This is a genomic window from Bacillus cereus group sp. Bc010 (assembly GCF_027716745.1).
Taxonomy (GTDB): domain Bacteria; phylum Bacillota; class Bacilli; order Bacillales; family Bacillaceae_G; genus Bacillus_A; species Bacillus_A pacificus.
Genome location: NZ_JAQFUY010000005.1, coordinates 25,920 through 49,778 on the forward strand (window position 1 = coordinate 25,920; position 23,859 = coordinate 49,778).

Consider the following 23,859-nt stretch of genomic DNA (forward strand, 5'->3'; position numbering starts at 1 on the left):
GCCCCACCTAGGTATTTACCTTTTTTGTCTCAATTATATAACCATCTCATACTCTATTATAATAATTAATAGACTAAAATATCTAGTGTTATCTGATAATTTTAAACTATTTAACGTTTTATTCGCCAAAAATCTTATTTAACAAGCTCTTTTAAGGTGATAAATAGAAAAAAATTACAGTTTGAAATTATCTCGAAAAAGCTTACATATCCTTAATTGACTAAATCGAGTACCTTTTTATGGGACTTTTTGCTCTAATTTTTGTATGATTATTCTGAATATTAAAAGGAGGGATACACATGCGTACACAAGAACAAATCGCAAACTTATTTCGAAATTTTTCAATAAAGGAGTGTAAAGGGTCAAGTGACTTATATGAATATTTATCAATGAAAATTGCTGAAGATGAGGAAGTACTTACACTATCGTCCTATGCTCAGGTAGGTCAACCAGTCCCAAACTTATTATTAGGTGCCGTACATTATTTATTACTAACAGGGAAAGAACATCCTTTAAAAACGTATTACAGTAGTTTAGTTGAAAATAAGAATACAAATTTAGATAAAGCTTTTGCTCATTTTAAAGATTTCTGTAAAATATACAGAGAGGAAATCATTACTTTATTACAAACGAAACTTGTTCAAACGAATGAAGTAAGAAGATGTGCGTACTTATATCCAAGTTTCAGTTACATATTTAGCAAAGTGAATAAACCGTTAGCGTTAATAGAAATTGGGACAAGTTCTGGATTACAACTATTTTGGGACCAATATAGCTATTCGTACGGTACAGATGAAACATACGGAAATATAAATTCGAATGTACATGTAACTTCTGAAATAAGAGGAGAGAATGTGCCTCATTTATTAAAAGAAAGTCCACCTGTCGTAGAAAGAATCGGACTAGATTTACATGTAAATGATTTACATAGTGATGAAGATTATTTATGGCTACATGCACTCATTTGGCCAGAACATAAAGAAAGGCTTGAACTGTTTGAACAAGCTGCATCTTTAGTAAAAAATAAATCTGTTCAATTAATAGAAGGAGACGGTGTAGAGCTATTACCATCTATTATTGAACGAATAAGTAGCGACGCTGTTATCTGCATTTTTCATACACATGTCGCAAATCAAATACCTGAACAAATAAAACGTAAGCTGGAAAAACAAATCCAAGAAATAGGTGCAAAACGTGATGTATTCCACCTATATAACAACATGTGGGACCGGGATCTTCATATTGATTATTATATTAACGGAAACGAATATCGTGAAACGATTGGAGAAACAGAAGGACATGGGAGATGGTTTAGTTGGAAGCTTGGGAAGGAGACGCTTATTTAGATTAATAGGAGCGCCCTCACTTGTAAAAGATGAGGGTATAGGTTCAAACATTGACTAAATGACTAATGAATAAATTTATTAGTACTATACAAAAAACTCTTGGGAGAAATCCTAAGAGTTTTTTGTATTACATTTAAACCCCATAATGAATCATGTACTTTTGTTCTGCTGTAGCTTGTACAATTTTTAAAGCTAACTCATTCAGCTCATCAGAATTTTTGAAGAACTTTGAAGATGTAACTGTTTCATAGAATATTGCTAATGATTCAGGTGGGATAATTGTAATACCGTAATAGACTAAACCGTATTCCTGATTTTTGACTGTATGGAAGTAGGTTTTCATAATTGATAAATTTTGATTTAAACTACTGATAATATCATCATCAACAGAAATACAATGATATTTCTCTGGTGTATAATCCTCGTAATTTTTTCGAGAAGTAAAATCATCAATTATTCCAAAATCATGGACACATGCCATCAATATCATCCTTTCAGCTTTAATAAAGTGAGTTCTATTAAAGTAAAATAGTCATTTTGTTTACGTGTAATAGTAATAGAAATAGTTATGTAGTTCATTAGTATAGTACTTCATAAAATATCTTTGGTTCTTCTTCGTGAAACCAGTTTATCCGACTTTAATGGGCAGTAAGACCTCCACCTCAAAATTCAGCGAAAGCAGAGAAGTTAGGTGGGGAATCGACTGCTCATAAAAGTCCGATTGGTTCAACTAATAATCAGTGGGGGATGAAGAAAACCCCCACTGATTAAAGTTTCACTTTATTTATCGATAAACTCATCGGGAGTCCAAGTGGCGATTTCATTCCCAGGTGCAGCAACTACAAGCCATTGCTCATATTGGACACCAGCTTGCCAACATTCATAATAATCATGAAAACCATTTACAAAAATAATTTGTCCACTCTCTAATGTAACAATTAAATAAGGGCTTTCTAAGCCGAGTTGTATATCGGTAACTTTTTGTCTTCTTATCTCAAATATTCTCTCATATTCTTCTTCCTCAGAATAATCTTCAAATTCATCTTCATTTAATGGATATCTTTTTGGAGATTTATTAAATAAACACCATTTTGATTCGATATTGATATATAATTGTCCGTCATAATCAACGGGGGCGTGAAAATTTTTGAAATGAATCTTTATAGTGCCTGGAGAAATACCAAATTGTAATCCATCAATTTGTGATCCGATGAAGAGATTTTTTAACACTTTTTCAGCGTGAATTTTATCCTCTTTATTCATTCTTGAAATCCTCCTTTTTTAAAAATATATCTTATATTCTTATTGTAATAAATAAATTTTTATGTAAAATGAACTTTTTGCAAAAAACGAGCGAATATAGTGTGAAAGATTATGAGGGGGCTATAGTCACTACTCAATTTTTAGCAATCGTCAGTTTGTTTTTGGCGGGAATTGCGACAACTATATAGTGTGAAGAAGGGCATAAAACGTTTATAGAAAATAAGGAAACTTATAATATATAGAATTAGAAATAAGAATTTGATAGTATTGGAGTAAGGAGTTTTAATAGCAGTATATTAAGTGGTACTAATATATTGTTGCAAATACTTCCATGAATTTATGGAAGCATTTGATAGAATTCAAAAAAATATAATGGAGGCTCATATGAAAAAAGTAATTGGCGCAGCAACAGCAACTGTTTTCGGATTGGGAGCATTTACTACAACTGCTACCGCAGAAACGATCGTAACAGCAGATGTACTCAACGTACGTGAAAAACCGACTACGGAATCAAAAGTTGTAGAAAAGGTAAAAAATGGGCAAGAATTAAAAGTCATCAATACTGAAGATGGCTGGTCAAAAATTGAGTTGAATGGTAAAGAAGTATTTGTAAGCTCGGAGTTTACAAAAGATATTTACCATGTAACAGCAAATTTATTAAATGTTCGTACGGAAGCAAACACAGAATCAAAAATTCTTGGCAGACTGAAAAAAGATGATGTAATTGAATCAACGAACCAAGTAAAAGATGGATGGCTACAATTTGAGTATAAAGGAAAAACAGCTTATGTAAATGTTTCTTTCTTATCTAGTACAGCACCAGTTGAAAAAAAGGCTGACGAGAAAACGAAGCAAGTAGCGAAAGTGCAAAAAATGGTTAAAGCTAAGGAAGAAGCTAAAACACAGAAGGTAACAAAGGCAAAAGAAACAATTAAACCTAAGGAAGAAGAGAAAGTACAAGAAGTAGTAAAGCCTAAGGAAGAAGAGAAAGTACAAGAAGTAGCAAAACCTAAGGAAGAAGAGAAAGTACAAGAAGTAGTAAAGCCTAAGGAAGAAGCAAAAGTACAAGAAGTAGTAAAACCTAAGGAAGAAGCGAAAGTACAAGAAGAAGCGAAGGCTCAAGAAATAGCAAAGGCTAAAGAAGAAGCAAAAGCGCAAGAAATAGCGAAGGCTAAAGAAGAAGAGAAAGCACGAGAAATAGCTAAGGCCAAGGAAGAAGCAAAAGCGCAAGAAATAGCGAAGGCTAAAGAAGAAGAGAAAGCACGAGAAATAGCCAAAGCTAAGGAAGAGGCGAAAGCACGAGAAATAGCTAAGGCTAAGGAAGAAGCAAAAGCCCGAGAAGCAATAAAGGCAAAAGAAGAGTCTAAAAATAACACGCAGTCCGCTAAACGTGAATTAACAGTGGTGGCGACAGCATATACTGCTGATCCAAGTGAAAATGGTACATATGGTGGACGCGTTTTAACTGCGATGGGGCATGATTTAACGGCTAATCCGAATATGAGAATTATTGCAGTTGACCCGAAAGTAATTCCTTTAGGATCTAAAGTATGGGTAGAAGGTTATGGAGAAGCAATCGCTGGAGATACCGGAAGTGCAATTAAAGGTAATCGCATTGATGTTTTAATGGGCTCAAAAAGTAAAGCTATGAATTGGGGAAGACAAACTGTTAAAGTGAAAATTTTATAATAAATCTAGAATATAACATAATGAAAATAAGACCGACATATTCTGTCGGTCTTATTTTCGTACCATAATATCATTAAGAATCACATCAAATATATCTTTTTGCGTGAAGTGATCTGTAAAAATAGTTTCCCTAGCAACTTCAATTGTATCGTGCGGATTATACCATTTTTCTAGGGAATCCTCACCAAATTCATGCCGTTTTTCCCTTGTGTTATGTCGTCGAATCGTTTCTTTTAACGATAAATCAAAGTAATATGTATACGCGTTTCCTTCAAAAAAATGTATTAATTCTTTCAGCATAGCACCGTATCTTCGACTGTTTAAAATACCTTCTAAAATAACAAATTCACATTTTCCTTTTCCATACTTTGTAATTTCACATAGTAAATCATGTGATAAATTCCCCATCGTATCGTGTACTCTAAGCATATCTCTACGTACAACATCTTGTGATACTAAAAGTGTCCCTTGTCCGAAATATTCTTGTAGTTGCTTTGCGATTGTTGTTTTACCACTTGCGGAGTTTCCTCTAAGAATGATTAATGTTGATTTATGTATAGGATTAGACATAGTGAATTCCCCCAGCATGAATGATTATATAGAAAATTTTAACAAATTAAACGTAGAAAGTGTATAATTAATAAGGATGCAAATAAAAAAGGTGGGGGCTAAATGGAAGGTAAATTAAATAGGGCGCAGCCGATTTGGAAACGGACATGGTTTCGCTATCTAGGGGCATTTATAATTTTACAATTACTGTTTATTATTTGTGAAGTAACTGCATGGGCACCAAACTTTAGACCTGGCGGAGAATTTTTTAATAGAGTATTAAATTCTCAATTTTTCACAGAATGGTTCACGCCATATAAAATCCCTCAATTTAATGTGTTTACAGCATTTTTTGCGATTATATTGTTACCATACGCATTAATAGGTGCAATGAAAGATTTCACAAAAAAGGAAAAATATAAATAATTAAAAAGAGGTATTATATGCTATTTCAAAAAGATAATGTATCGGTTCGGTACGTAAAAGAAGAGGATGCACCAATCATTTCAAAATGGTTAACAGAACCAGAAGTCCTGCAATATTACGAAGGACGAGATAATCCGCAATCTGTAGAAATGGTACTGGATCATTTCATACATAATCCAAACAGTTATGAAAAAAGATGTTTAATAGAGTTTGATACCACTCCAATTGGTTACATACAAATGTACCCCATTGATTCTGAATGGAAAACATTATATGGCTATGAAGAATCACAATATGTATGGGGAATGGATCAATTTATCGGAGAGCCGACTTATTGGGGAAAAGGCATTGGAACGAAACTCGTTCAGACAGCAATTACATATATTATGGAGAACACGGGGGCAGAAGCCATTGCAATGGACCCGAAAGTAAATAATGAACGTGCAATAAAGTGTTATGAAAAATGTGGATTTACAAAGGTAAAGGTTTTAAAAGAACATGAACTGCATGAAGGGGTATTAGAAGATTGTTGGATGATGGAATATAAACGTATAGAGGATAGGTGATAGAAGTGAAGGCGCTACTTGTATTAGATATGCAGAAGGGGATTTTAGAGTGCAAGGATTTTTCTGTTGAAAAAGAGTTCATTGCAAATGTTTTAAAACAATTTAAAGCGGAGAATGAACCTATTATTTTCTTAAAACACCGAGATGATAATCCAGAAAGTACATTGTATTATGAATCAACTGGAAGTGAATTGGTAGAAGAATATACCAGGTTTGCGGATTATATAGCCGAGAAGACAACACCTAGTGCGTTTAAAGATACAAGTGTTGAAGATATATTAACGAAACATAAAGTTGATCATGTTGTTATCGTTGGATTTAATACGGAATTTTGTTGTTTATTTACAAGTATCGCTGCTTTTGAAAAAGGCTATAAAGTTACGCTTATTGAAGATGCGACGGGAACCGCTAACGATGAAGAAGTATACGAAATGCCTGGATTAGATATAAAGGATTTCGTTGGATCAATCTTGAATTGGTCCAATGTAATTGAAGTACTGTATTATGATGAATATGTAGAGGCCTATACAAACAAAGGGAGCTGCGCGAAATGAAAAAAGCATTAATCGTAATCGATGTGCAAGCAGGTATGTATACAGCAGGAATGCCAGTACATAATGGGGAAAAGTTTTTAGAAATATTGCAAGAGCTTATTGGAGAATGCCGTTCAAATGATATTCCGGTAATTTATGTGCAACATAACGGACCGAAAGATCATCCGTTAGAAAAGGGTACAGAGGGGTGGAAGATTCATAAGGCAATCGCTCCACTAGAAGGGGATTGTGTTGTTGAAAAAACGACCCCAGATTCATTCCACAAGACGGACCTAAAAGAAGTATTGCAAGACAAGGGAATCGATCATGTTATCATTTCAGGAATGCAAACGCAGTATTGTGTGGATACGACAACTCGCAGGGCGTTTAGTGAAGGGTATAAAGTAACGTTAGTGAGCGATGCACATAGTACGTTTGATACAGAGGTGTTACGTGCTGAAGACATTGTGAAGCATCATAACGTAGTGTTTGGAGCGTTTGCTGATGTCATTACATTAAAAGATTTGAAAGAAACTGTCTCTAAATAAGAGGCAGTTTTTTATCCGACTTTAATGGGCAGTAAGACCCCCACCTCAAAATGCAGCGAAAGCAAAGAGGTTAGGTGGGGGATCAACTGTCCATAAAAGTCCGATTGGTGAGGGCTGATAATCAGTGGGGGATGAAGAAAACCCCCACTGATTAAAGTTTCACTTTATTAGAGGAAATCATGTCAAATAGTGTCGGTAAGTCGATATCCTTTGTCGAAACGTCGATATATTGAAATAATCGTTGATATATTTGAAAAAACGTCGATATAATTTCACGTACCATAATAAAAACACAAAAAAGGAGCACCACATAATTAAAAAGGGCGCTCCTGCATCAAAATATTACTTCTTCTTATCTTTATCCAATATATTCTGCTCTTCAGCAAACTCTGTACCATATGCAAAGCGGCGATTAATATGAATATTATCGTTGTGGTGCCTTGTGTGGGAGTTAGAGAAGCGATGAACGATTACTTCTGATAATGTGAAGACAATTGCGGAAAGGATGCTTCCCCATGCAATTTGCATATAGTTGTCTAATAAAATATTACCGAAAATCCATACGCTTAAATATGTTAGTAAGAAATCCGACATAATGGCACCAGTATTGCCGATTCGATTTAATATGATTTTATCAACGAACATATAAGATACGATTGTTACAAAGAGACTAAATGAAATAATTTGGACGAACGTTGCAGGGAAAAATAAAGCGAGTCCAATACTAAATGCGATAATGCACGATATAAACTTGATAAGCACTACTGTGAAATCATTCAAAATTTACACCTCCGATTTATACATAGTTTTACAATAAATTTAGGAGTTCATACATTGTAACGAATATATTTATATAAAACTTTTTCATGTTCAATCTTTGTCTAAATATTAAAAAAACAAAGAAAAAATGTTATAGTAAAATGAGAGTATATGACATTTTTAGGTAAGGGGGAATCCTGGGTGTGGATTACTTCAGAAGTAGAAATTCCAGACGAGTTAATTGATCATCTTGAACAAGGAAAGTTAGTACTATTTGTTGGAGCGGGAGTTTCTATGAAAGGGAAATCAAACTTACCGAATTTTGATGATCTTGTTGATGAAATTGCGAAAACGTTATATGTAGAAAAACGTGAAATAACAGAACCACATGATTATTATCTTGGTAAAATTGCGAAATCAAAAGATGTACATCAAGTTGCAAGAGATCTAGTTCATATAGAAAAGTCAAAACCGAATCCGCTTCATTATGCAATTCCGAGGTTGTTTCCTTTAGACACGGAAGTTCGTATTGTAACGACAAATTTTGATCGACATTTTACAACTGCGATAAAAGAAATGAATAGAGAATTAAACGTATATTACGCACCTGCGTTACCTACAGGTAGAGCGTTTAAAGGACTCGCTTACATACATGGCAATATAGAACAAGAGAAAGAAGCATTAATTTTAACAGATGGTGATTTTGGAAGGGCTTACTTGACGGAAGGATGGGCGAGAAGATTTTTAGTTGATTTATTCTCGAATTATACCGTTTTGTTCGTTGGATATAGCCATAATGATCCAGTAATGAAATATTTAGCAACTGGTTTACCACCAAGTACAAGGCGTTATGCATTTGTCGCACAAGGAGAAAATACATATCATTGGGAGCATTTAGGAATACGGCCGATTGTATATCCGAATAAAGGTAATAATCATCAGTCGCTCGTTAAAGCAGTAAAACGATGGGCGGAGTTAATGGGTGATAATTATATTACAAAACGAATGCGCATTCGTGACATAGTAACAGTTCCACCTTCTGTAGAGCAGGAACAATTATCATACATAAAACAATCTATTAAAAAAATTGAAACAGTCCGCTACTTCGTTGAATTTGCTCATGATTATGAGTGGGTGGAATGGCTTGAAGCGGAAGGAAAATTACAAAATTTATTTTTAATTACATCAAATTATAACGAGGTAGATGAATTACTTGCAAAATGGTTAGTGGAACAATTTCTTTTTAGTCACCAAAAAGAATTATTTCAATTAATTTTTAAAAATCAATCTAAACTATCTCCGTTATTATGGAGAACAATTTGTAGTTACTTAAGTGAGACGAAAATCGAGATGGACCCATTGTTGTTTGCACGGTGGACACTGCTTTTATTAGAAACAGCTGAAAAAGATAGTAAATCGATCGAAACAATTTCTTACTTACTGCAAAAATGTTCTTTTCCTGAGCATAAAGAAATCGCTTTATTGTTATTAACGTTTATTTTGGACGGAAAACTTAAATTGAAGCGTGAAAGAAAGTGGGGAAATGATAATACGCAAGAATCAATAGAACTTGAGGAGTCGAGTCGTTTACCCGTGTCTACATTTTCTTATGTGGAGAAAATTTGGAATGAAAAGATGAAACCGCATATTTCTTATTACGCCGTTCCAATTATGATGATGGGAATAGAGAAGTTGCGGATGTTATCACTAAGGCAAACGGCACTGAAAAAAAGGGATAAGGAAAATGTGGAAAAAGAGTTTCAGCAAAATGATCTTGCGTTTTTAATTCAAATTGTAAAAGAGTGTTTAGCCTATTTATGTGAAAACAATGAGAAAAAAGCAAATTATTATATTACTGAAATGATAGAAGCAAGCAGCATACTTCAAAATCGAATTGCCATTGATGCGATGAATAAAAATATATTTGTAAGCGCCGATGAGAAGATGAAATGGTTGTTACAGGAAGAAATTCTTTTAGATGTCACGTATAAACAAGAAGTTTTTCAACTTATAAAAAATCATTACGCACTCTCTTTAGAAAAAACAAAGGAAGAAGTCATTCAAATTGTATTAAAGAACCTTGCAGAGGAGAGGGCATTTGATGTTTGTTTACTGTTAGATTTATTATTCACGTGTGATTCGAATAGCCCATCTACAGCAAAAGGTTATGAGTTAATGAAGCAAAAACATCCACACTTTCATTCTGATCGATACAGTGTAAAAAAGAGAGAGACGACAGAACAAAGTATTACTTGTAATGTAACTGCTGATGGATTATTACAGCTGAAAGATGAAGAAATTATGAAACAAGTTCGCCAATTCTCTCAAGATGGTGTGTTTGAACAACGTCATTTTTTAGAGATGTTATCGAAAGCATGTAAATTGAATACAGAATGGAGTATTTCATTTGCTTATCAATTAGTAGGTATGCACGAAATAAGTAATGAAGTTTGGTTTGTTTGTATTAGAGAGTGGCGAAATAACCGAGGACTGACAAATGAACAAATACAAAAAGTTATTCCTCTGTTGCAGAAATTCGTTAGAAATACTGCATTTCATTGGTTAATTAGTAGCTTTCTATATGAAATTAGCAATCGGTTAGAAGAGTTAGAGGAAAATAGTATACGCAATGTAAAACGGTTTGCTTTTTCAGTATTCCCTCAAGTAATGAAAAGTGACACGGATTTTAAGCTTGGAAAACAAGATTTTTACAATGAATCGATTCAGCATCCTGTTGGGAAAATGACAGCTGTATTATTAAAACTGTTATCATATGATCATTTATACGATCGTAATGTGTATGAATATTTATTTTTATTTGAAGAACAAGTAAGAATTAGTACAGAACGGACAAATTTTATGTTAGCGCGTTTAGTAGCGGATATTACATTTCTTTATCATATTGAGAAACAATGGTGCCGAAAATATTTGTTACCGTACTTAGAGTTAAAGAAGGAAAATGAGATTACGAAATATGCATGGGCCGGCTTATGTTACACGCAAATAAATTTACCTTTATTTACAGAAATGAAGCGATTTATTAAGTATGCAGTAGAACATTTAGAAGTATTACATCCGCATACGAGGGAAGCTTTCTTAAAATGGCTCAGTTTTGTATTTATTAAATGTGTACTGTATTGGGAACAAAAAACAGACTGGTTATACCCTTTACTTATACGAGAAAATGAAGAAAGTAAAATTAAGTTTATGCAGTTTTTATGCTATTACGTCAAAACGTTAAGCGCAAAAGAGCAACAAAAATTTTGGGCAGCTTGGCTCAGTATATTTTTGCGAGAACGACCGAAAATGGGTGAAATCACAGCTAGAGAATATGTAATGCTTTTACGTATTATTTTATTTATGGATGAAATAGTAGAAAGAGGGTTATCGATAATTTGTAAATCATTTTCGGACGTAGGTGGAAAGGGAAATCAAACGGAGTTAAAACAGTTATTCAATGAAATACTTGAGAAGACAGAGAGTATAAAAATGTATAAAGAGTTGTATGCAAACGTATTTTTTACTTTACTGCAAACGCTTCAGGAAGCGGATTTACTTGAAACGGAAATCATTCAAATAAAAGAATTATTAATCGGGTATAAAGTAGAAAAATGTGTAATAAATGCAATAGATAATGAGATAATTCGCATCGGAATTGTTATGGAGAATTTACAAGAAGAAATGTAGGGCGAAAGTGGAATTTTAAAAAATATATAAAAAGTTGTTGACAGTGTTTTGAAAAGCGTTCTATAATACGAATCATACTTATTCAATTTCAAAAAACATTTGAATAAACAAAGTGCAATGAAGAGATCACAGTAGTGGTTAGTCTTACTGTAACAGAGAGCTGGTGGTTGGTGTGAACCAGTACAGGGATAATCATGAATTACAGTCTTGGAGCATCTTTTTCGTAGTAAAGATAGTATTGTCTTTATGAAGAAAAAGCGGTCAATTGATCGTTAACAGTGAAGAGAGGTAGACGGAAAGATAGTCTACAACTAGGGTGGTACCGCGATAAATATCGTCCCTACTGATTTATTCAGTAGGGACTTTTTGTATTTTAGTGGCCCAACTTGAAAATTAAATATGTATGCGTTGAAAGGAAAAGCAGTAGTTGTTGTTTCCCTGTAACAGAGAGCTGGTGGTTGGTGTGAACCAGTACAAAAACAAGAGCGAATTACAGTCCTAGAGCATCTTTTTCGTAGTAAAGATAGCATTGTCTTTATGAAGGGAAAGACGGTCAGATGATCGTTAACAATGAAGAGAGGTAGACGAAAGAAGTCTACAACTAGGGTGGTACCGCGATAAATATCGTCCCTACTGATTGAATCAGTAGGGATTTTTTGTACAAAAAAGTGGGTTTTTAATTAGTAGATAGTGTCTTTGTACTAATTATTAGTTTAAAATAAGAAGAGGGATCGATTCCACTTTAAATTTGTATAATTGACCAGTTCAGAAAATAGAGAATTTTTCATTCTCTCACTATAACTTTTAAAACATTAGAGGAGGATTTCCAAATGGCAAATCATGAATTAGATCAATTACGTAAACAGGTAGATGAAATTAACTTACAACTATTACACCTTTTAAACAAACGTGGTGAAATCGTTCAAAAAATTGGGGAGCAAAAGCAAGTACAAGGTACGAAACGTTTTGATCCAGTACGTGAGCGTGAAGTACTTGATATGATCGCAGAGAATAACGAAGGACCATTCGAAACATCAACGGTTCAACATATTTTCAAAACAATCTTCAAAGCTAGCTTAGAATTACAAGAAGATGATAACCGTAAAGCATTACTAGTATCACGTAAAAAGAAACAAGAAAACACAATTGTTGACGTAAAAGGTGAATTGATTGGTAACGGAACACAAACGTTCATTATGGGACCTTGTGCGGTAGAAAGCTTAGAGCAAGTTCGCCAAGTAGGGCAAGCGATGAAAGACCAAGGCTTAAAATTAATGCGCGGTGGTGCTTTCAAACCGAGAACATCTCCATACGATTTCCAAGGTTTAGGAGTAGAAGGATTACAAATCTTACGCCAAGTAGCAGATGAGTTCGACTTAGCGATTATTAGTGAAATTTTAAATCCGAACGATGTTGAAATGGCATTAGACTACGTTGATGTAATTCAAGTTGGTGCACGTAACATGCAAAACTTCGATTTACTACGAGCTGTAGGTAAAGTTAACAAGCCAGTATTATTAAAACGTGGATTAGCAGCAACAATTGATGAGTTCATTAATGCAGCGGAATACATCATTGCACAAGGTAACGACCAAATTATTCTTTGTGAGCGCGGTATCCGCACATACGAAAGAGCGACACGTAACACATTAGACATTTCAGCAGTACCGATTTTAAAGAAAGAAACACATTTACCAGTTGTTGTTGACGTAACGCATTCAACTGGACGTAGAGATTTATTATTACCAACAGCAAAAGCAGCACTTGCAATTGGCGCAGATGCAGTAATGGCTGAAGTACACCCAGACCCAGCAGTTGCATTATCAGATTCTGCACAACAAATGGATATTCCAGAATTCCATAAATTCATGGAAGAGTTAAAAGGATTCAAAAATAAATTATCTTAATTCCATATCATATATGCGCTGAAGAGGAAACAGTAGTGCTTATCTCCCTGTTAAAGAGAGCTGATGGTCGGTGTGAATCAGTACAAAGGTAAGCATGAATTACAGCCTTGGAGCATCTTTTTCGCCAAATTTTGGAGGAAAAGACGGTCTTACGATCGTTAAAGAAGAGAGGTAGACGAAAGAAGTCTATAACTAGGGTGGTACCGCGATAAACATCGTCCCTACTGAGCGCTCAGTAGGGACTTTTTTGTACAAAAAAATAGTAAAGGGGCAAGAGAAATGAGATACATTACAGCTGGAGAATCACATGGACCGCAGTTAACAGTTATTTTAGAAGGTGTACCAGCAGGTTTAACGCTGGCGGCGGAACATATAAATAAAGAATTATTAAGAAGGCAAAAAGGGCACGGACGCGGAAGACGTATGCAAATTGAAACGGATACAGTTGAAATTGTAAGTGGTGTTCGTCATGGGATGACACTTGGCTCACCAATTACGTTAATCGTAAAAAATGATGATTTCAAACATTGGACGAAAGTAATGGGGGCAGAGCCAATTTCGGAAAAAGAAAGTAAAGACATGAAACGTACAATTACGAAGCCACGTCCAGGACATGCGGATTTAAATGGAGCAATTAAATACGGTCACCGTGATATAAGAAACGTACTAGAGCGCTCGTCTGCAAGAGAAACGACAGTAAGGGTTGCAGCTGGAGCAGTTGCGAAACAAATTTTAAAAGAATTAGGCGTAGAAATTGCAGGGCATGTACTTGAAATCGGTGGAGTAAAAGCAAAACATATTTCTAACTTGTCAATTGAAGAAATTCAAACGATTACTGAAAATTCACCAGTTCGATGTTTAGATAAAGAAGTAGAACAAGAGATGATGAATGCAATTGATCATGCAAAAAGTAGCGGAGATTCAATAGGAGGCATTGTAGAAGTCATTGCAGAAGGAATGCCGATTGGCGTTGGTAGTTACGTTCATTACGATCGTAAATTAGATGCAAAACTTGCTGGTGCAATTATGAGCATTAATGCATTTAAAGGTGCTGAAATTGGCGTTGGTTTTGAAGCAGCAAGACATCCAGGAAGTAAAGTGCACGATGAAATTTTATGGGATGAAGAACAAGGATACACGAGAAAAACGAATAATGCCGGTGGTTTAGAAGGCGGTATGACAACGGGAATGCCAATTGTCGTAAGAGGTGTAATGAAACCAATACCTACATTATACAAACCGTTAGCAAGTGTTGATATTGATACGAAAGAAGCATTTCAAGCGAGTATTGAAAGGTCTGATAGCTGTGCAGTACCAGCAGCAGGTGTAGTAGCTGAATCCGTTGTAGCATGGGAACTTGCACATGCACTAGTCGAACAATTCGGAAAAGATCGTATGGAGTTAATTCAACAAAACATTACGCAACATAATAAATACGCAAAAGAATTTTAATAAAAAGGTGGTTTTAACATGCAAGTAAAAGATCAACTATCATCATTACAACCATATAAACCAGGTAAATCACCTGAACAAATGAAAGAAGTGTACGGAGATCATGCATTTGTGAAATTAGCATCGAATGAAAATCCATTCGGCTGTTCACCACGTGTTTTAGATGAGTTGCAAAAATCGTGGTTGGATCATGCTTTATATCCTGACGGAGGTGCGACAACGCTCCGTCAAACAATTGCAAATAAATTACAAGTACAAATGGAACAAGTACTTTGCGGTAGTGGTTTAGATGAAGTCATTCAAATCATAAGTCGTGCAGCACTTAAAGCAGGAGATAACATCGTAACGGCAGGTGCAACATTCCCGCAGTACCGTCATCATGCGATTATTGAAGGCTGTGAAGTGAAAGAAGTTCCACTAAATAACGGTGTATACGATTTAGACGAAATTTCGTCAGCGGTAAATAATAATACGAAAATCGTATGGATTTGTAATCCAAATAATCCGACAGGCACATATGTGAATGACCGAAAATTGACTCAATTCATTGAAGGGATTAGTGAAAATACGTTAATTGTCATTGATGAAGCGTACTATGAATACGTAACAGCAAAAGATTTCCCAGAGACATTACCGCTTTTAGAAAAGCATAAAAATATTCTTGTGCTTAGAACATTTTCCAAAGCGTACGGATTAGCTTCTTTCCGCGTAGGATATGCGATTGGACAGGAAGAGTTAATTGAGAAATTAAATGTCGTACGTTTGCCATTTAACGTATCTTCATTAGCGCAAAAAGCAGCGACGATTGCTTTTGGTGATGACGAGTTTATTGAAGAAATAGTTCGTGTAAATACAGAAGGATTACAACAATACGAGAGCTTTTGTAAGGAAAATGATATTCCATTTTATCCATCGCAAACAAATTTCATCTTCTTACCAGTTGAGAATACTGGAGAGATTTATGAAGCTTGTACACATGCAGGATTTATTATTCGGCCGTTCCCAAATGGTGTCCGTATTACAGTCGGAACAAGGGAGCAAAATGAAGGAGTGATTTCAGTGTTAAAACAACACTTTGAAAATAAAAAAAGAAAGTCTCGAGATGAGGCAAATGCGTAAGAAGGTAGTATTAATTGGAACTGGTTTAATCGGAGGCTCTCTCGCATTAGCAATTAAGAAAGAGCACGATGTAACGATAACAGGTTATGATATATTTCAAGAACAAGTAGAGCGTGCAAAAGAATTACACGTAGTAGATGAAATAGCAGTAAATTTACAACATGCATGTGAAGAGGCACATCTAATTATTTTTGCTTCTCCAGTTGAAGAAACGAAGAAGTTATTACACAAATTAGCGTCATTTCGTTTACGAGAAGATGTTATCGTAACCGATGTTGGTAGTACAAAAGGAACAATTATGAATGAAGCGGAAGCTTTGTTTTCAAAGGAAATTTCTTTCATTGGTGGACATCCGATGGCAGGTTCTCATAAAACGGGCGTTGAAAGTGCAAAAGCGCATTTATTTGAAAATGCATTTTACATTTTAACACCGATGCATCACGTGCCAAATGAAGATGTGGAAGAGTTGAAAGATTGGTTAAAAGGAACAGGGTCACATTTCCTTGTTTTAAACACAGAAGAACACGATTATGTAACAGGAATTGTAAGTCATTTCCCGCATCTTATTGCAGCTGGATTAGTAAAGCAAGTGGAGAAACATGCAGGAGATAATCCGCTCATTCATCAGCTAGCTGCTGGAGGTTTCAAAGACATTACACGTATCGCATCTAGTAGTCCGAAAATGTGGAGTGATATTGTTAAGCAAAATCGAGAGCATTTAATGGTATTATTAAAAGAGTGGATCTCTGAAATGGAAGATTTATATGATACAGTTTCTAGCGGAGATGCAGGCGAGATTCAAAGCTATTTTGCAGACGCGAAAGAATACCGTGACTCTTTACCGGTAAGAAAGAGAGGGGCGATTCCTGCCTATCACGACTTATACGTCGATGTTTTAGATAAAGTAGGGGCATTGGCTCACATTACAAGTATTTTAGCGCGCGAAGAAATTAGTATTACGAACTTGCAAATATTAGAAGCGCGTGAAGGATTACTTGGAGTATTACGTATTAGCTTCCAAAGAGAAGAAGATCGTATGCAAGCGAAACTCGCACTTGGAGAAGAAAAATACCAAACTTATGAAACAATTTAAATGAGAAGGTGAAAACGTGAAGGAAAGAACAATTCAACCTGTTACTAACGGATTAAATGGCAACATTACAATTCCAGGAGATAAATCAATTTCTCACCGTGCTGTCATGTTCGGTGCGATTGCAGAAGGAAAAACAACAATTAAAGGTTTCTTGCCCGGTGCAGATTGTTTAAGTACAATTTCTTGTTTTAAAGAAATGGGAGTAGACATCGTGCAAAACGGTGATGAAGTCACTGTAGTTGGTAAAGGATTAGAAGGTTTACAAGAACCGAAAGCTGTATTAGATGTTGGTAATTCGGGTACAACTATACGTTTAATGTCAGGAATTTTGGCAAATACACCATTTTTCTCTTGCGTACAAGGTGATGCATCTATTGCAAAAAGACCGATGAAACGTGTAACAAATCCATTAAAACAAATGGGTGCGAACATTGATGGGCGCGAAGAAGGAACGTTTACACCGCTAACAATACGTGGTGGAGATTTAAAAGCAATTGAATACACTTCGCCGGTAGCAAGCGCACAAGTAAAGTCAGCTATTTTACTTGCAGGACTTCGTGCAGAAGGTGTAACAGCTGTTACAGAACCACATATTTCACGCGATCATACGGAAAGAATGCTCGAAGCATTTGGCGTTAAAGTAACTCGCGAAGGAAAGACAGTGAAACTAGCAGGTGGACAAAAGTTAACAGCGACAGATGTTCAAGTACCAGGTGACGTATCATCAGCTGCATTTTTCTTAGTAGCAGGTGCAATTATTCCAAATAGTAAACTAGTATTACAAAATGTAGGAATGAATCCAACTCGTACAGGTATTATTGATGTTTTAGAGAAAATGGGTGCTACGTTCACTGTAGAGCCAATTAACGAAGGAGCATCAGAACCAGCTGCAAACATTACAATTGAAACATCTTCATTAAAAGGAATCGAAATCGGCGGAGATATTATCCCTAGATTAATTGATGAAATTCCTGTTATCGCTTTAGCGGCAACGCAAGCAGAAGGAATTACAGTAATTAAAGATGCACACGAATTAAAAGTAAAAGAAACGAACCGTATTGATACAGTCGTAGCGGAATTAACAAAACTTGGTGCTCGCATAGAGGCAACTGACGACGGGATGATTATTTACGGGAAATCAGCTCTAAAAGGTAATACAGTTAATAGCTATGGTGATCACCGCATCGGAATGATGCTTGCGATTGCGGGATGTATTGCAAAAGGAAAAACAACAATTGAAGATGCAGAAGCAGTTGGTGTATCATACCCTACATTCTTCGAAGAACTTCAAAAGTTAGCTAAATAAAGTGATGAGAAGCAGATACGAGATGTATCTGCTTTTTCATATTGGATGTTTGTTAATAAGCTAGTATAATTTCATTCACCGAACTGTAACGTTTAGAATTATGGTACAATTCAAATAAAGGAGGGAGGAGAAATATATGAATGTTATACGATTAATAGAAGATAAATTTAGAGAAGCATTACGCTTATCAGAATACGCTTTTCAATATAAAGTTGAAGAGGATCGATTGCAGCAGCAACTTACAAGAATGAAGGAAAGTCATGAAGTGTACGGTATTATGGAAGGTAATGACTTAGCGGCAAAACTACACCTTATTCCGTTTCATATATACATAGGAAAAGAAAAATTTAAAATGGGTGGCGTTGCAGGGGTAGCAACGTATCCAGAGTATAGAAGAAGCGGATATGTGAAAGAATTACTTCAACATTCACTTCAAACGATGAAAAAAGACGGATATACAGTATCGATGTTACATCCATTTGCTGTTGCATTTTACCGTAAATATGGCTGGGAACTTTGTGCGAATCTTCTTGTATGTCATATGACAAAGAGTGATTTAGTTATGAAAAAACAAGTGAATGGTACTGTGAAACGTTTCAATAAAGAAAATCACTCAGAAGAAGTCGAGAAGCTTTATGAAACATTTGCAGAACGTTTTTCTGGTATGCTAGTTCGCAATGAAAAATGGTGGTTACAAGCAGTTTATGATGATTTAACATTAGCAATTTACTACGATGAAAATAAAACTGCAGCAGGTTACATGTTATATAAAATAGAAAAATCTAAAATGACTGTAGAAGAATTCGTACCACTGCATAATGAAGCACGAAATGGTCTATGGAACTTTATTTGCCAACATGATTCTATGATTAAAGAACTTGAAATGACAGTAAGTGAAAACGAACAGTTGTTATATACATTGCAAGAACCACGTGTGAAAACAGAAATAAAACCATATTTTATGGGAAGAATTGTAGATGTAGAGCAGTTCTTAAAACAGTATGAGTTAAACTGGAACAATATACAACAAGAAATAATTTTACATATTACAGATTCATTTGCACCGTGGAATAATGTATCGGTGAGACTTGCAAATTATGAAATAACAATTGTAGAAGAAACAACGGAAAAAGGAATTAAACTGGATATAAATGCACTATCGGCAATAATGCTTGGATATAAACGTCCATTAGAACTAAATGAACTTGAATTAATTAACGGAAGCGAAGAGGAAATACGAGCGTTTGAGAAAATAGTTCCGGTACGAGAAGCATTTATTTATGATTTCTTTTAAAAAATAGGGCTGTCCCAAATCAAATTTTGGGACAGCTTTCTCTTTGGGCATCGGTTTTTGTCGGTAAGTTGATATATCCTGAAAATCGCTGATATAATTTTATTCACAAATAAGGGAATAAAATTACAACTATACGTAGTCACACACTTGACTTTTATTTCCTGTAATTTATAATTAAAAACGGAATGAATTTTCATTCCTGAAAATAGAGGTGGAAAAAATGGCTAAAAACAAACAAGAGGATATTTTTGATGCTGCGATGCAACTTTTTGCAGAGCGTGGTTACGATGGTACGACAATTCCAATGATCGCTGAAAAGGCAAAAGTCGGTGCGGGTACTATTTATCGCTATTTTGAAAATAAAGAGGCGCTTGTTAACTCATTATTTTCAAAAAGTATGTTACAGCTTTCTGAAATGATAAAAACGGATTTTCCTGTTGAAGCAAATATTCGTGAACAGTTTAGTCATACGTATAACCGTTTATTTGAATTTGCGAGAAATAATGTGGATGCTTTTCTGTTTACAAATTCTCACTGTGATAGTTATTTTCTTGATGAACAAAGCAAGAAAATATTTGATGATTTTATAGGCTTCTTTATGAATATTATAGAAGATGGGATTGTAAAAGGCTTACTCCGTCCGTTACCTCCAGTTGCTTTAATTATTATTGTATATCAACCGTTAGAAAAATTAATTAAAGTAATTGCAACAGGGCAATTAGAGTACTCAAAAGAATTAGTAAAAGAATTGGAAGAAAGCTCTTGGAACGCTATAAGAATCATTTGATTCTATAGCTTTATAAGGACAGGAATGAATATTCATTCCTGAATAGAATTAAAAAATGAGAGTAGGAGAGGGTATTTGTGTAACTAAAGGAATGAACATTCATTCCGAAAAAGTAGTTTAATAGAGTTTATAAAACAATGTAATAGAGTAATAGGAATGAACGTTCATTCCGAAATGGCATTTTAAAATGGTAGGAATGAATATTCATTCCGAAACTAACATGAAATTTTAATCGCGGGAGATGATGCAAATGAGCAAGCTGAAAAATTGGAGAAGTTTATCTTTTCTATTATGGATAGTTATTACTATTACAATGATCGTTACGATGCCCAATATGGATAAATTAGTGAAAGAAAAAGGGCACATTACGATTCCTAATACAGAACAAAGTAGTATTGCTGACAAAATGATAAAAGAAATGAATAAAGACGGGACAGAAAAGTATGAGATTATAGCAGTTTTTAATAGTGGTAGTAACACAGCTTTAACGACTGAACAAAAAGAGGAAATTACAAAAACAATCAACGTTTTGCAAAATGAAAAAGAACAATTAGGAATTAAAGAAATTGTTTCACATTTAGATAATAAAGACTTAGATAATAAAGACTTAGAGAAACAATTAGTTTCTAAAGATAAAACGACTATTTTAACGCAAATATCGATAGATAAAAAGCATGGTGAAATATCGAAAGTTACAAATAATCTTCATAATAAAGTGAAAACGAAAGAGGTAACAACGTACTTAACAGGAAGTGACTTAATCGCGGGTGATTTTCTTACATCCTCTCAAGAGGGAGTGAAAAAGACTGAAGTTATTTCAATTATTTTCATTCTTGTAATATTAATCATTGTATTCCGTTCACCTATTGTTCCAATCGTTTCTCTTCTTACTGTTGGGGTATCATATTTAGTTTCAATGGGGATTATTACCCATTTAGTAGATCAATTTAATTTTCCGTTTTCTAACTTTACGCAAGTGTTTGTCGTTGTTGTCCTGTTTGGGGTTGGAACAGACTATAATATTTTATTATTTACAAGATTTAAAGAAGAATTAAGTAAACAAGAAAACGCATTTTTGGCTACGAAAGAAACATTTAAATCGGCAGGGAAAACCGTTTTATATAGCGGGATAGCAGTGCTAATTGGTTTTGCATCTCTTGCTTTAGCGAGTTTTAAATTATATCAATCTACTTCAGCGGTAGCAATTGGTGTCGCAGTTTTATTACTAGTATTAACTACGTTAAATCCGTTTTTCATGGTGCTTTTAGGAAAAGGGATGTTTTATCCCGTTAAAACATTTAAAGGTCATGAAGACAGTCGTCTATGGGGATTCTTTGCGAAAAACTCAGTAGTAAGACCATTTGTAGCTTTAATTATTGTATTTGTGATATCGATTCCTTTCATATTAAAGTATTCTAATACACTTAATTACAACGACTTATTTGAAGTAGACAATAAATATGAGTCGAAAATGGGGATTAACGTAATAGAAGAACATTTTCCACCTGGTTTTTCTTCACCAAGTACGTTAGTCATTCAATCGAATAACAAGTTAGATGAGGCGAGTTCACTTCAAACTTTAGATGAACTAACTGATAAGATTTTGAAAGTGAAAGGTGTTTCAGAAGTATATGCACCGACACGTCCAACTGGTGATAGGATTAAAGAACTATATATAAATAAACAAGCTGGTGAACTAAATACAGGTTTAGGAGATGCCAATGGTGGTATAAAGGAAATTAATGATGGATTAACTACTGCGAAAGATAAGATGGGTAATAAGGACTCAAATAGTCTTGCAAACGTTCAAAAGTTAATTGATGGAACAAATGAAGCGAAAAATGGTGTATCGGCATTAGGAACAGCTTTAAATCAACTATCTAATGGCATAAATGATGGAGCAAAAGGTGCGCAGCAAATTGAGAATGGGTTAACTTCAGTAAATGAAAATATAAGTATATTATCTCATGCAGCTTCACAACTTCATGCTGGCTATACGCAGTTAGAAAAAGGTTTAAGTTCTTACGATCAATATTTCGGAAGTATTTCTCAAGCGATTGACGGTGCGAAGAAAGGTTATGAACAAATTGAAATGTTAATGACCAATTTCATTCAAACGAAACCAGAATTAGCAAATGACTCTAACATTCTGCAGACGATAGGAATTGCTAAAGAGGCTCAAAAGCAATTAGGTGGGCTTTCAAATGAATTAAATCAATTAGCAACGCAACACAATGCGGCGATGGGATCATTTAAAGAAGCGAATCAATCGTTATTGAAAGTGGATAATGGCTTAAAAGAAATGAGCAACGGAGTTACTAAGTTACAAAAAGGAGCAGCTGATCTTAAAAATGGATTAAATGAAGGTGCTTCAGGTTCAAAACAAATTGTGAACAAGTCATCTGAATTACAAACCGGATTAACGAAAATAAACGATGGGCAAGGCCAGCTATTAACCGGACTGAAAGACTTGCAAGAACAGATGGGGCAATTACAATCAGGACTATCTAAAAGTACAGAAGGCCTTGAAAAGGTAAGTAACGGCCTAGGGGATGCTCAGAAATATTTAGGAGAACTAAATGAATCAAAAAGCTCTGAGAAATTCTATATTCCAAAAGAAGTTTTGGAGGGAGAAGATTTCCAAAAAGCTTTGAATACGTACATGTCACATGATAGAAAGACTGCTAAAATGACAATCATTTTAGACGTAAATCCGTATTCAAAAGAAGCGATGCCAGTTATTCAAGAAATCAATAAAACGATAGATGGTACTTTGAAGGGGACGGAATTAAATCATGCGAAAACAGCAATTGGAGGAACGACAGCTAGAAACGTTGATTTAAAAGAAGTAACAGGGCAAGACTTCTTACGTACAGCTACAATTATGTTAATTGGAATCGCGATTGTATTAATGATGATTACACGTTCATTATTAAATACCATCTTTATTATTGGATCGTTACTATTAGCGTACTTTGCATCATTAGGGATAAGTGAACAAATTAGTACGCATGTTTTACATGTAGATTCATTAAGCTGGAATGTTCCGTTCTTTAGTTTCATAATGATAGTCGCTTTAGGAGTGGATTATAGTATTTTTGTAATGATGAGATACAATGAGTTAGAAGGGGACCCAGCGACGAAAATTGTAACTGCTTCTCGTCATATTGGAGGAGTCGTATTATCAGCAGCACTTATTTTAGGAGGTACATTTGCTGCATTAATCCCTTCAGGTGTATTAACGCTTATACAAGTAGCATCCGTTGTTGGTGTTGCACTGTTACTATTAGCTATTATTGTGATGCCAATATTGTTACCTGCTTTAATAGGATTAACGAGTAAAATGAAGAATTATGCAAAGAAATTAAGTGAAAGGAAATAAAAGAATCCACTTTTAAAAGTAACTGGTTCCGTTATAGGAGAGAAAATATAAAATAACACACAAATTAGGGATGCTAAATCACATATGATTTAGCATCCTTTTTTATATAGTTCACTCAAATAATGGTGTACTATCTTTTTTAAAAGGTAAATG

19 protein-coding genes, 1 pseudogene and 3 other annotated features are annotated in these 23,859 nt (G+C 34.7%); of the genes and pseudogenes, 16 read left to right on the forward strand and 4 right to left on the reverse strand.

Annotation, left to right across the window (positions count from 1 at the left end):
- The first annotated feature begins 299 nt into the window (after nt 1-299).
- Nucleotides 300-1,346, forward strand: coding sequence for a DUF2332 domain-containing protein (locus tag PDQ68_RS08440; RefSeq protein ID WP_061182895.1), 1,047 nt, complete (start codon nt 300-302; stop codon nt 1,344-1,346).
- A 133-nt stretch (nt 1,347-1,479) separates the two neighbouring features.
- On the opposite strand, the gene PDQ68_RS08445 is transcribed toward PDQ68_RS08440, so the two are convergent.
- Nucleotides 1,480-1,827 (reverse strand): hypothetical protein, encoded by a 348-nt coding sequence (locus tag PDQ68_RS08445; protein WP_061182896.1) that lies wholly within the window; start codon nt 1,825-1,827, stop codon nt 1,480-1,482.
- A 299-nt stretch (nt 1,828-2,126) separates the two neighbouring features.
- On the reverse strand, nt 2,127-2,609 hold the full coding sequence (locus PDQ68_RS08450) for a hypothetical protein (RefSeq protein WP_061182897.1): 483 nt from the start codon (nt 2,607-2,609) through the stop codon (nt 2,127-2,129).
- A 116-nt stretch (nt 2,610-2,725) separates the two neighbouring features.
- Here PDQ68_RS08450 and PDQ68_RS08455 point away from each other — a divergent pair.
- Together PDQ68_RS08455 and entB are read left to right on the forward strand one after the other, a co-directional pair.
- Nucleotides 2,726-2,797 (forward strand): annotated as a pseudogene (locus tag PDQ68_RS08455) (nitroreductase); the annotation flags it as partial.
- A 196-nt stretch (nt 2,798-2,993) separates the two neighbouring features.
- On the forward strand, nt 2,994-4,298 hold the full coding sequence (entB, locus tag PDQ68_RS08460) for a cell wall-binding protein EntB (RefSeq protein ID WP_270786655.1): 1,305 nt from the start codon (nt 2,994-2,996) through the stop codon (nt 4,296-4,298).
- A 51-nt stretch (nt 4,299-4,349) separates the two neighbouring features.
- On the opposite strand, the gene PDQ68_RS08465 is transcribed toward entB, so the two are convergent.
- Entirely contained in the window at nt 4,350-4,868 is a 519-nt protein-coding gene (locus PDQ68_RS08465; RefSeq protein WP_061182372.1) for a kinase, read from the reverse strand.
- Nucleotides 4,869-4,970: 102 nt separating this feature from the next.
- Between PDQ68_RS08465 and PDQ68_RS08470 the strand changes: the two genes are divergently transcribed.
- The 4 genes from PDQ68_RS08470 to PDQ68_RS08485 are packed head-to-tail and all read left to right on the forward strand — an operon-like array spanning nt 4,971 to nt 6,920.
- Nucleotides 4,971-5,273 carry a YfzA family protein gene (locus tag PDQ68_RS08470; RefSeq protein WP_061182371.1) on the forward strand — a complete coding sequence of 101 codons (303 nt, stop codon included), beginning with the start codon at nt 4,971-4,973 and terminating at the stop codon, nt 5,271-5,273.
- Between the two features lie 17 nt (nt 5,274-5,290).
- Complete coding sequence (locus PDQ68_RS08475; protein WP_061182370.1) at nt 5,291-5,839, forward strand: GNAT family N-acetyltransferase; 549 nt, start codon at nt 5,291-5,293, stop codon at nt 5,837-5,839.
- Between the two features lie 5 nt (nt 5,840-5,844).
- Complete coding sequence (locus tag PDQ68_RS08480) at nt 5,845-6,393, forward strand: isochorismatase family protein (protein ID WP_014893633.1); 549 nt, start codon at nt 5,845-5,847, stop codon at nt 6,391-6,393.
- Nucleotides 6,390-6,920 carry a cysteine hydrolase family protein gene (locus PDQ68_RS08485; RefSeq protein WP_041184760.1) on the forward strand — a complete coding sequence of 177 codons (531 nt, stop codon included), beginning with the start codon at nt 6,390-6,392 and terminating at the stop codon, nt 6,918-6,920. The genes PDQ68_RS08480 and PDQ68_RS08485 overlap by 4 nt, the downstream gene beginning before the upstream one ends.
- Before the next feature lie 342 nt (nt 6,921-7,262).
- On the opposite strand, the gene PDQ68_RS08490 is transcribed toward PDQ68_RS08485, so the two are convergent.
- Nucleotides 7,263-7,700 carry a YndM family protein gene (locus PDQ68_RS08490; RefSeq protein WP_061182369.1) on the reverse strand — a complete coding sequence of 146 codons (438 nt, stop codon included), beginning with the start codon at nt 7,698-7,700 and terminating at the stop codon, nt 7,263-7,265.
- Between the two features lie 150 nt (nt 7,701-7,850).
- Between PDQ68_RS08490 and PDQ68_RS08495 the strand changes: the two genes are divergently transcribed.
- The 9 genes from PDQ68_RS08495 (at nt 7,851) to PDQ68_RS08535 (ending at nt 23,706) form a co-directional block, all read left to right on the forward strand.
- Nucleotides 7,851-11,366, forward strand: coding sequence for a DUF4020 domain-containing protein (locus PDQ68_RS08495; RefSeq protein WP_080444107.1), 3,516 nt, complete (start codon nt 7,851-7,853; stop codon nt 11,364-11,366).
- A gap of 108 nt (nt 11,367-11,474) precedes the next feature.
- Nucleotides 11,475-11,711, forward strand: a binding site (T-box leader).
- A gap of 54 nt (nt 11,712-11,765) precedes the next feature.
- Nucleotides 11,766-12,001 (forward strand) — a binding site (T-box leader).
- 195 nt (nt 12,002-12,196) lie between these two features.
- The gene (locus tag PDQ68_RS08500; protein ID WP_001273581.1) at nt 12,197-13,273 is read left to right on the forward strand and encodes a bifunctional 3-deoxy-7-phosphoheptulonate synthase/chorismate mutase; all 1,077 of its coding nucleotides are present in this window, start codon (nt 12,197-12,199) and stop codon (nt 13,271-13,273) included.
- Nucleotides 13,274-13,282: 9 nt separating this feature from the next.
- Nucleotides 13,283-13,499, forward strand: a binding site (T-box leader).
- A 53-nt stretch (nt 13,500-13,552) separates the two neighbouring features.
- On the forward strand, nt 13,553-14,725 hold the full coding sequence (aroC, locus tag PDQ68_RS08505; RefSeq protein ID WP_061183029.1) for a chorismate synthase: 1,173 nt from the start codon (nt 13,553-13,555) through the stop codon (nt 14,723-14,725).
- Between the two features lie 18 nt (nt 14,726-14,743).
- Complete coding sequence (gene hisC / locus PDQ68_RS08510) at nt 14,744-15,844, forward strand: histidinol-phosphate transaminase (RefSeq protein WP_270786656.1); 1,101 nt, start codon at nt 14,744-14,746, stop codon at nt 15,842-15,844.
- Nucleotides 15,837-16,937, forward strand: a complete 1,101-nt coding sequence (gene tyrA / locus PDQ68_RS08515) for a prephenate dehydrogenase (RefSeq protein WP_016717784.1) — start codon at nt 15,837-15,839, stop codon at nt 16,935-16,937. The genes hisC and tyrA overlap by 8 nt, the downstream gene beginning before the upstream one ends.
- 16 nt (nt 16,938-16,953) lie before the next feature.
- Nucleotides 16,954-18,243 carry a 3-phosphoshikimate 1-carboxyvinyltransferase gene (gene aroA / locus PDQ68_RS08520; protein WP_061183031.1) on the forward strand — a complete coding sequence of 430 codons (1,290 nt, stop codon included), beginning with the start codon at nt 16,954-16,956 and terminating at the stop codon, nt 18,241-18,243.
- Between the two features lie 136 nt (nt 18,244-18,379).
- Nucleotides 18,380-19,537, forward strand: a complete 1,158-nt coding sequence (locus PDQ68_RS08525) for a GNAT family N-acetyltransferase (RefSeq protein WP_061183032.1) — start codon at nt 18,380-18,382, stop codon at nt 19,535-19,537.
- Nucleotides 19,538-19,757: 220 nt separating this feature from the next.
- Nucleotides 19,758-20,324, forward strand: a complete 567-nt coding sequence (locus PDQ68_RS08530) for a TetR/AcrR family transcriptional regulator (protein WP_001107304.1) — start codon at nt 19,758-19,760, stop codon at nt 20,322-20,324.
- A 250-nt stretch (nt 20,325-20,574) separates the two neighbouring features.
- Nucleotides 20,575-23,706 (forward strand): MMPL family transporter, encoded by a 3,132-nt coding sequence (locus PDQ68_RS08535; RefSeq protein ID WP_061183033.1) that lies wholly within the window; start codon nt 20,575-20,577, stop codon nt 23,704-23,706.
- The last annotated feature ends 153 nt before the right edge of the window (nt 23,707-23,859 follow it).

Bases quoted from the DNA above. Each gene is read 5' to 3' on its own strand.
- PDQ68_RS08440 (WP_061182895.1), top strand. From the start codon at position 300: ATGCGTACACAAGAACAAATCGCAAACTTATTTCGAAATTTTTCAATA.
- PDQ68_RS08445 (WP_061182896.1), bottom strand. From the start codon at position 1,827: ATGGCATGTGTCCATGATTTTGGAATAATTGATGATTTTACTTCTCGA.
- PDQ68_RS08450 (WP_061182897.1), bottom strand. From the start codon at position 2,609: ATGAATAAAGAGGATAAAATTCACGCTGAAAAAGTGTTAAAAAATCTC.
- entB (WP_270786655.1), top strand. From the start codon at position 2,994: ATGAAAAAAGTAATTGGCGCAGCAACAGCAACTGTTTTCGGATTGGGA.
- PDQ68_RS08465 (WP_061182372.1), bottom strand. From the start codon at position 4,868: ATGTCTAATCCTATACATAAATCAACATTAATCATTCTTAGAGGAAAC.
- PDQ68_RS08470 (WP_061182371.1), top strand. From the start codon at position 4,971: ATGGAAGGTAAATTAAATAGGGCGCAGCCGATTTGGAAACGGACATGG.
- PDQ68_RS08475 (WP_061182370.1), top strand. From the start codon at position 5,291: ATGCTATTTCAAAAAGATAATGTATCGGTTCGGTACGTAAAAGAAGAG.
- PDQ68_RS08485 (WP_041184760.1), top strand. From the start codon at position 6,390: ATGAAAAAAGCATTAATCGTAATCGATGTGCAAGCAGGTATGTATACA.
- PDQ68_RS08495 (WP_080444107.1), top strand. From the start codon at position 7,851: ATGACATTTTTAGGTAAGGGGGAATCCTGGGTGTGGATTACTTCAGAA.
- PDQ68_RS08500 (WP_001273581.1), top strand. From the start codon at position 12,197: ATGGCAAATCATGAATTAGATCAATTACGTAAACAGGTAGATGAAATT.
- aroC (WP_061183029.1), top strand. From the start codon at position 13,553: ATGAGATACATTACAGCTGGAGAATCACATGGACCGCAGTTAACAGTT.
- hisC (WP_270786656.1), top strand. From the start codon at position 14,744: ATGCAAGTAAAAGATCAACTATCATCATTACAACCATATAAACCAGGT.
- tyrA (WP_016717784.1), top strand. From the start codon at position 15,837: ATGCGTAAGAAGGTAGTATTAATTGGAACTGGTTTAATCGGAGGCTCT.
- PDQ68_RS08525 (WP_061183032.1), top strand. From the start codon at position 18,380: ATGAATGTTATACGATTAATAGAAGATAAATTTAGAGAAGCATTACGC.
- PDQ68_RS08530 (WP_001107304.1), top strand. From the start codon at position 19,758: ATGGCTAAAAACAAACAAGAGGATATTTTTGATGCTGCGATGCAACTT.
- PDQ68_RS08535 (WP_061183033.1), top strand. From the start codon at position 20,575: ATGAGCAAGCTGAAAAATTGGAGAAGTTTATCTTTTCTATTATGGATA.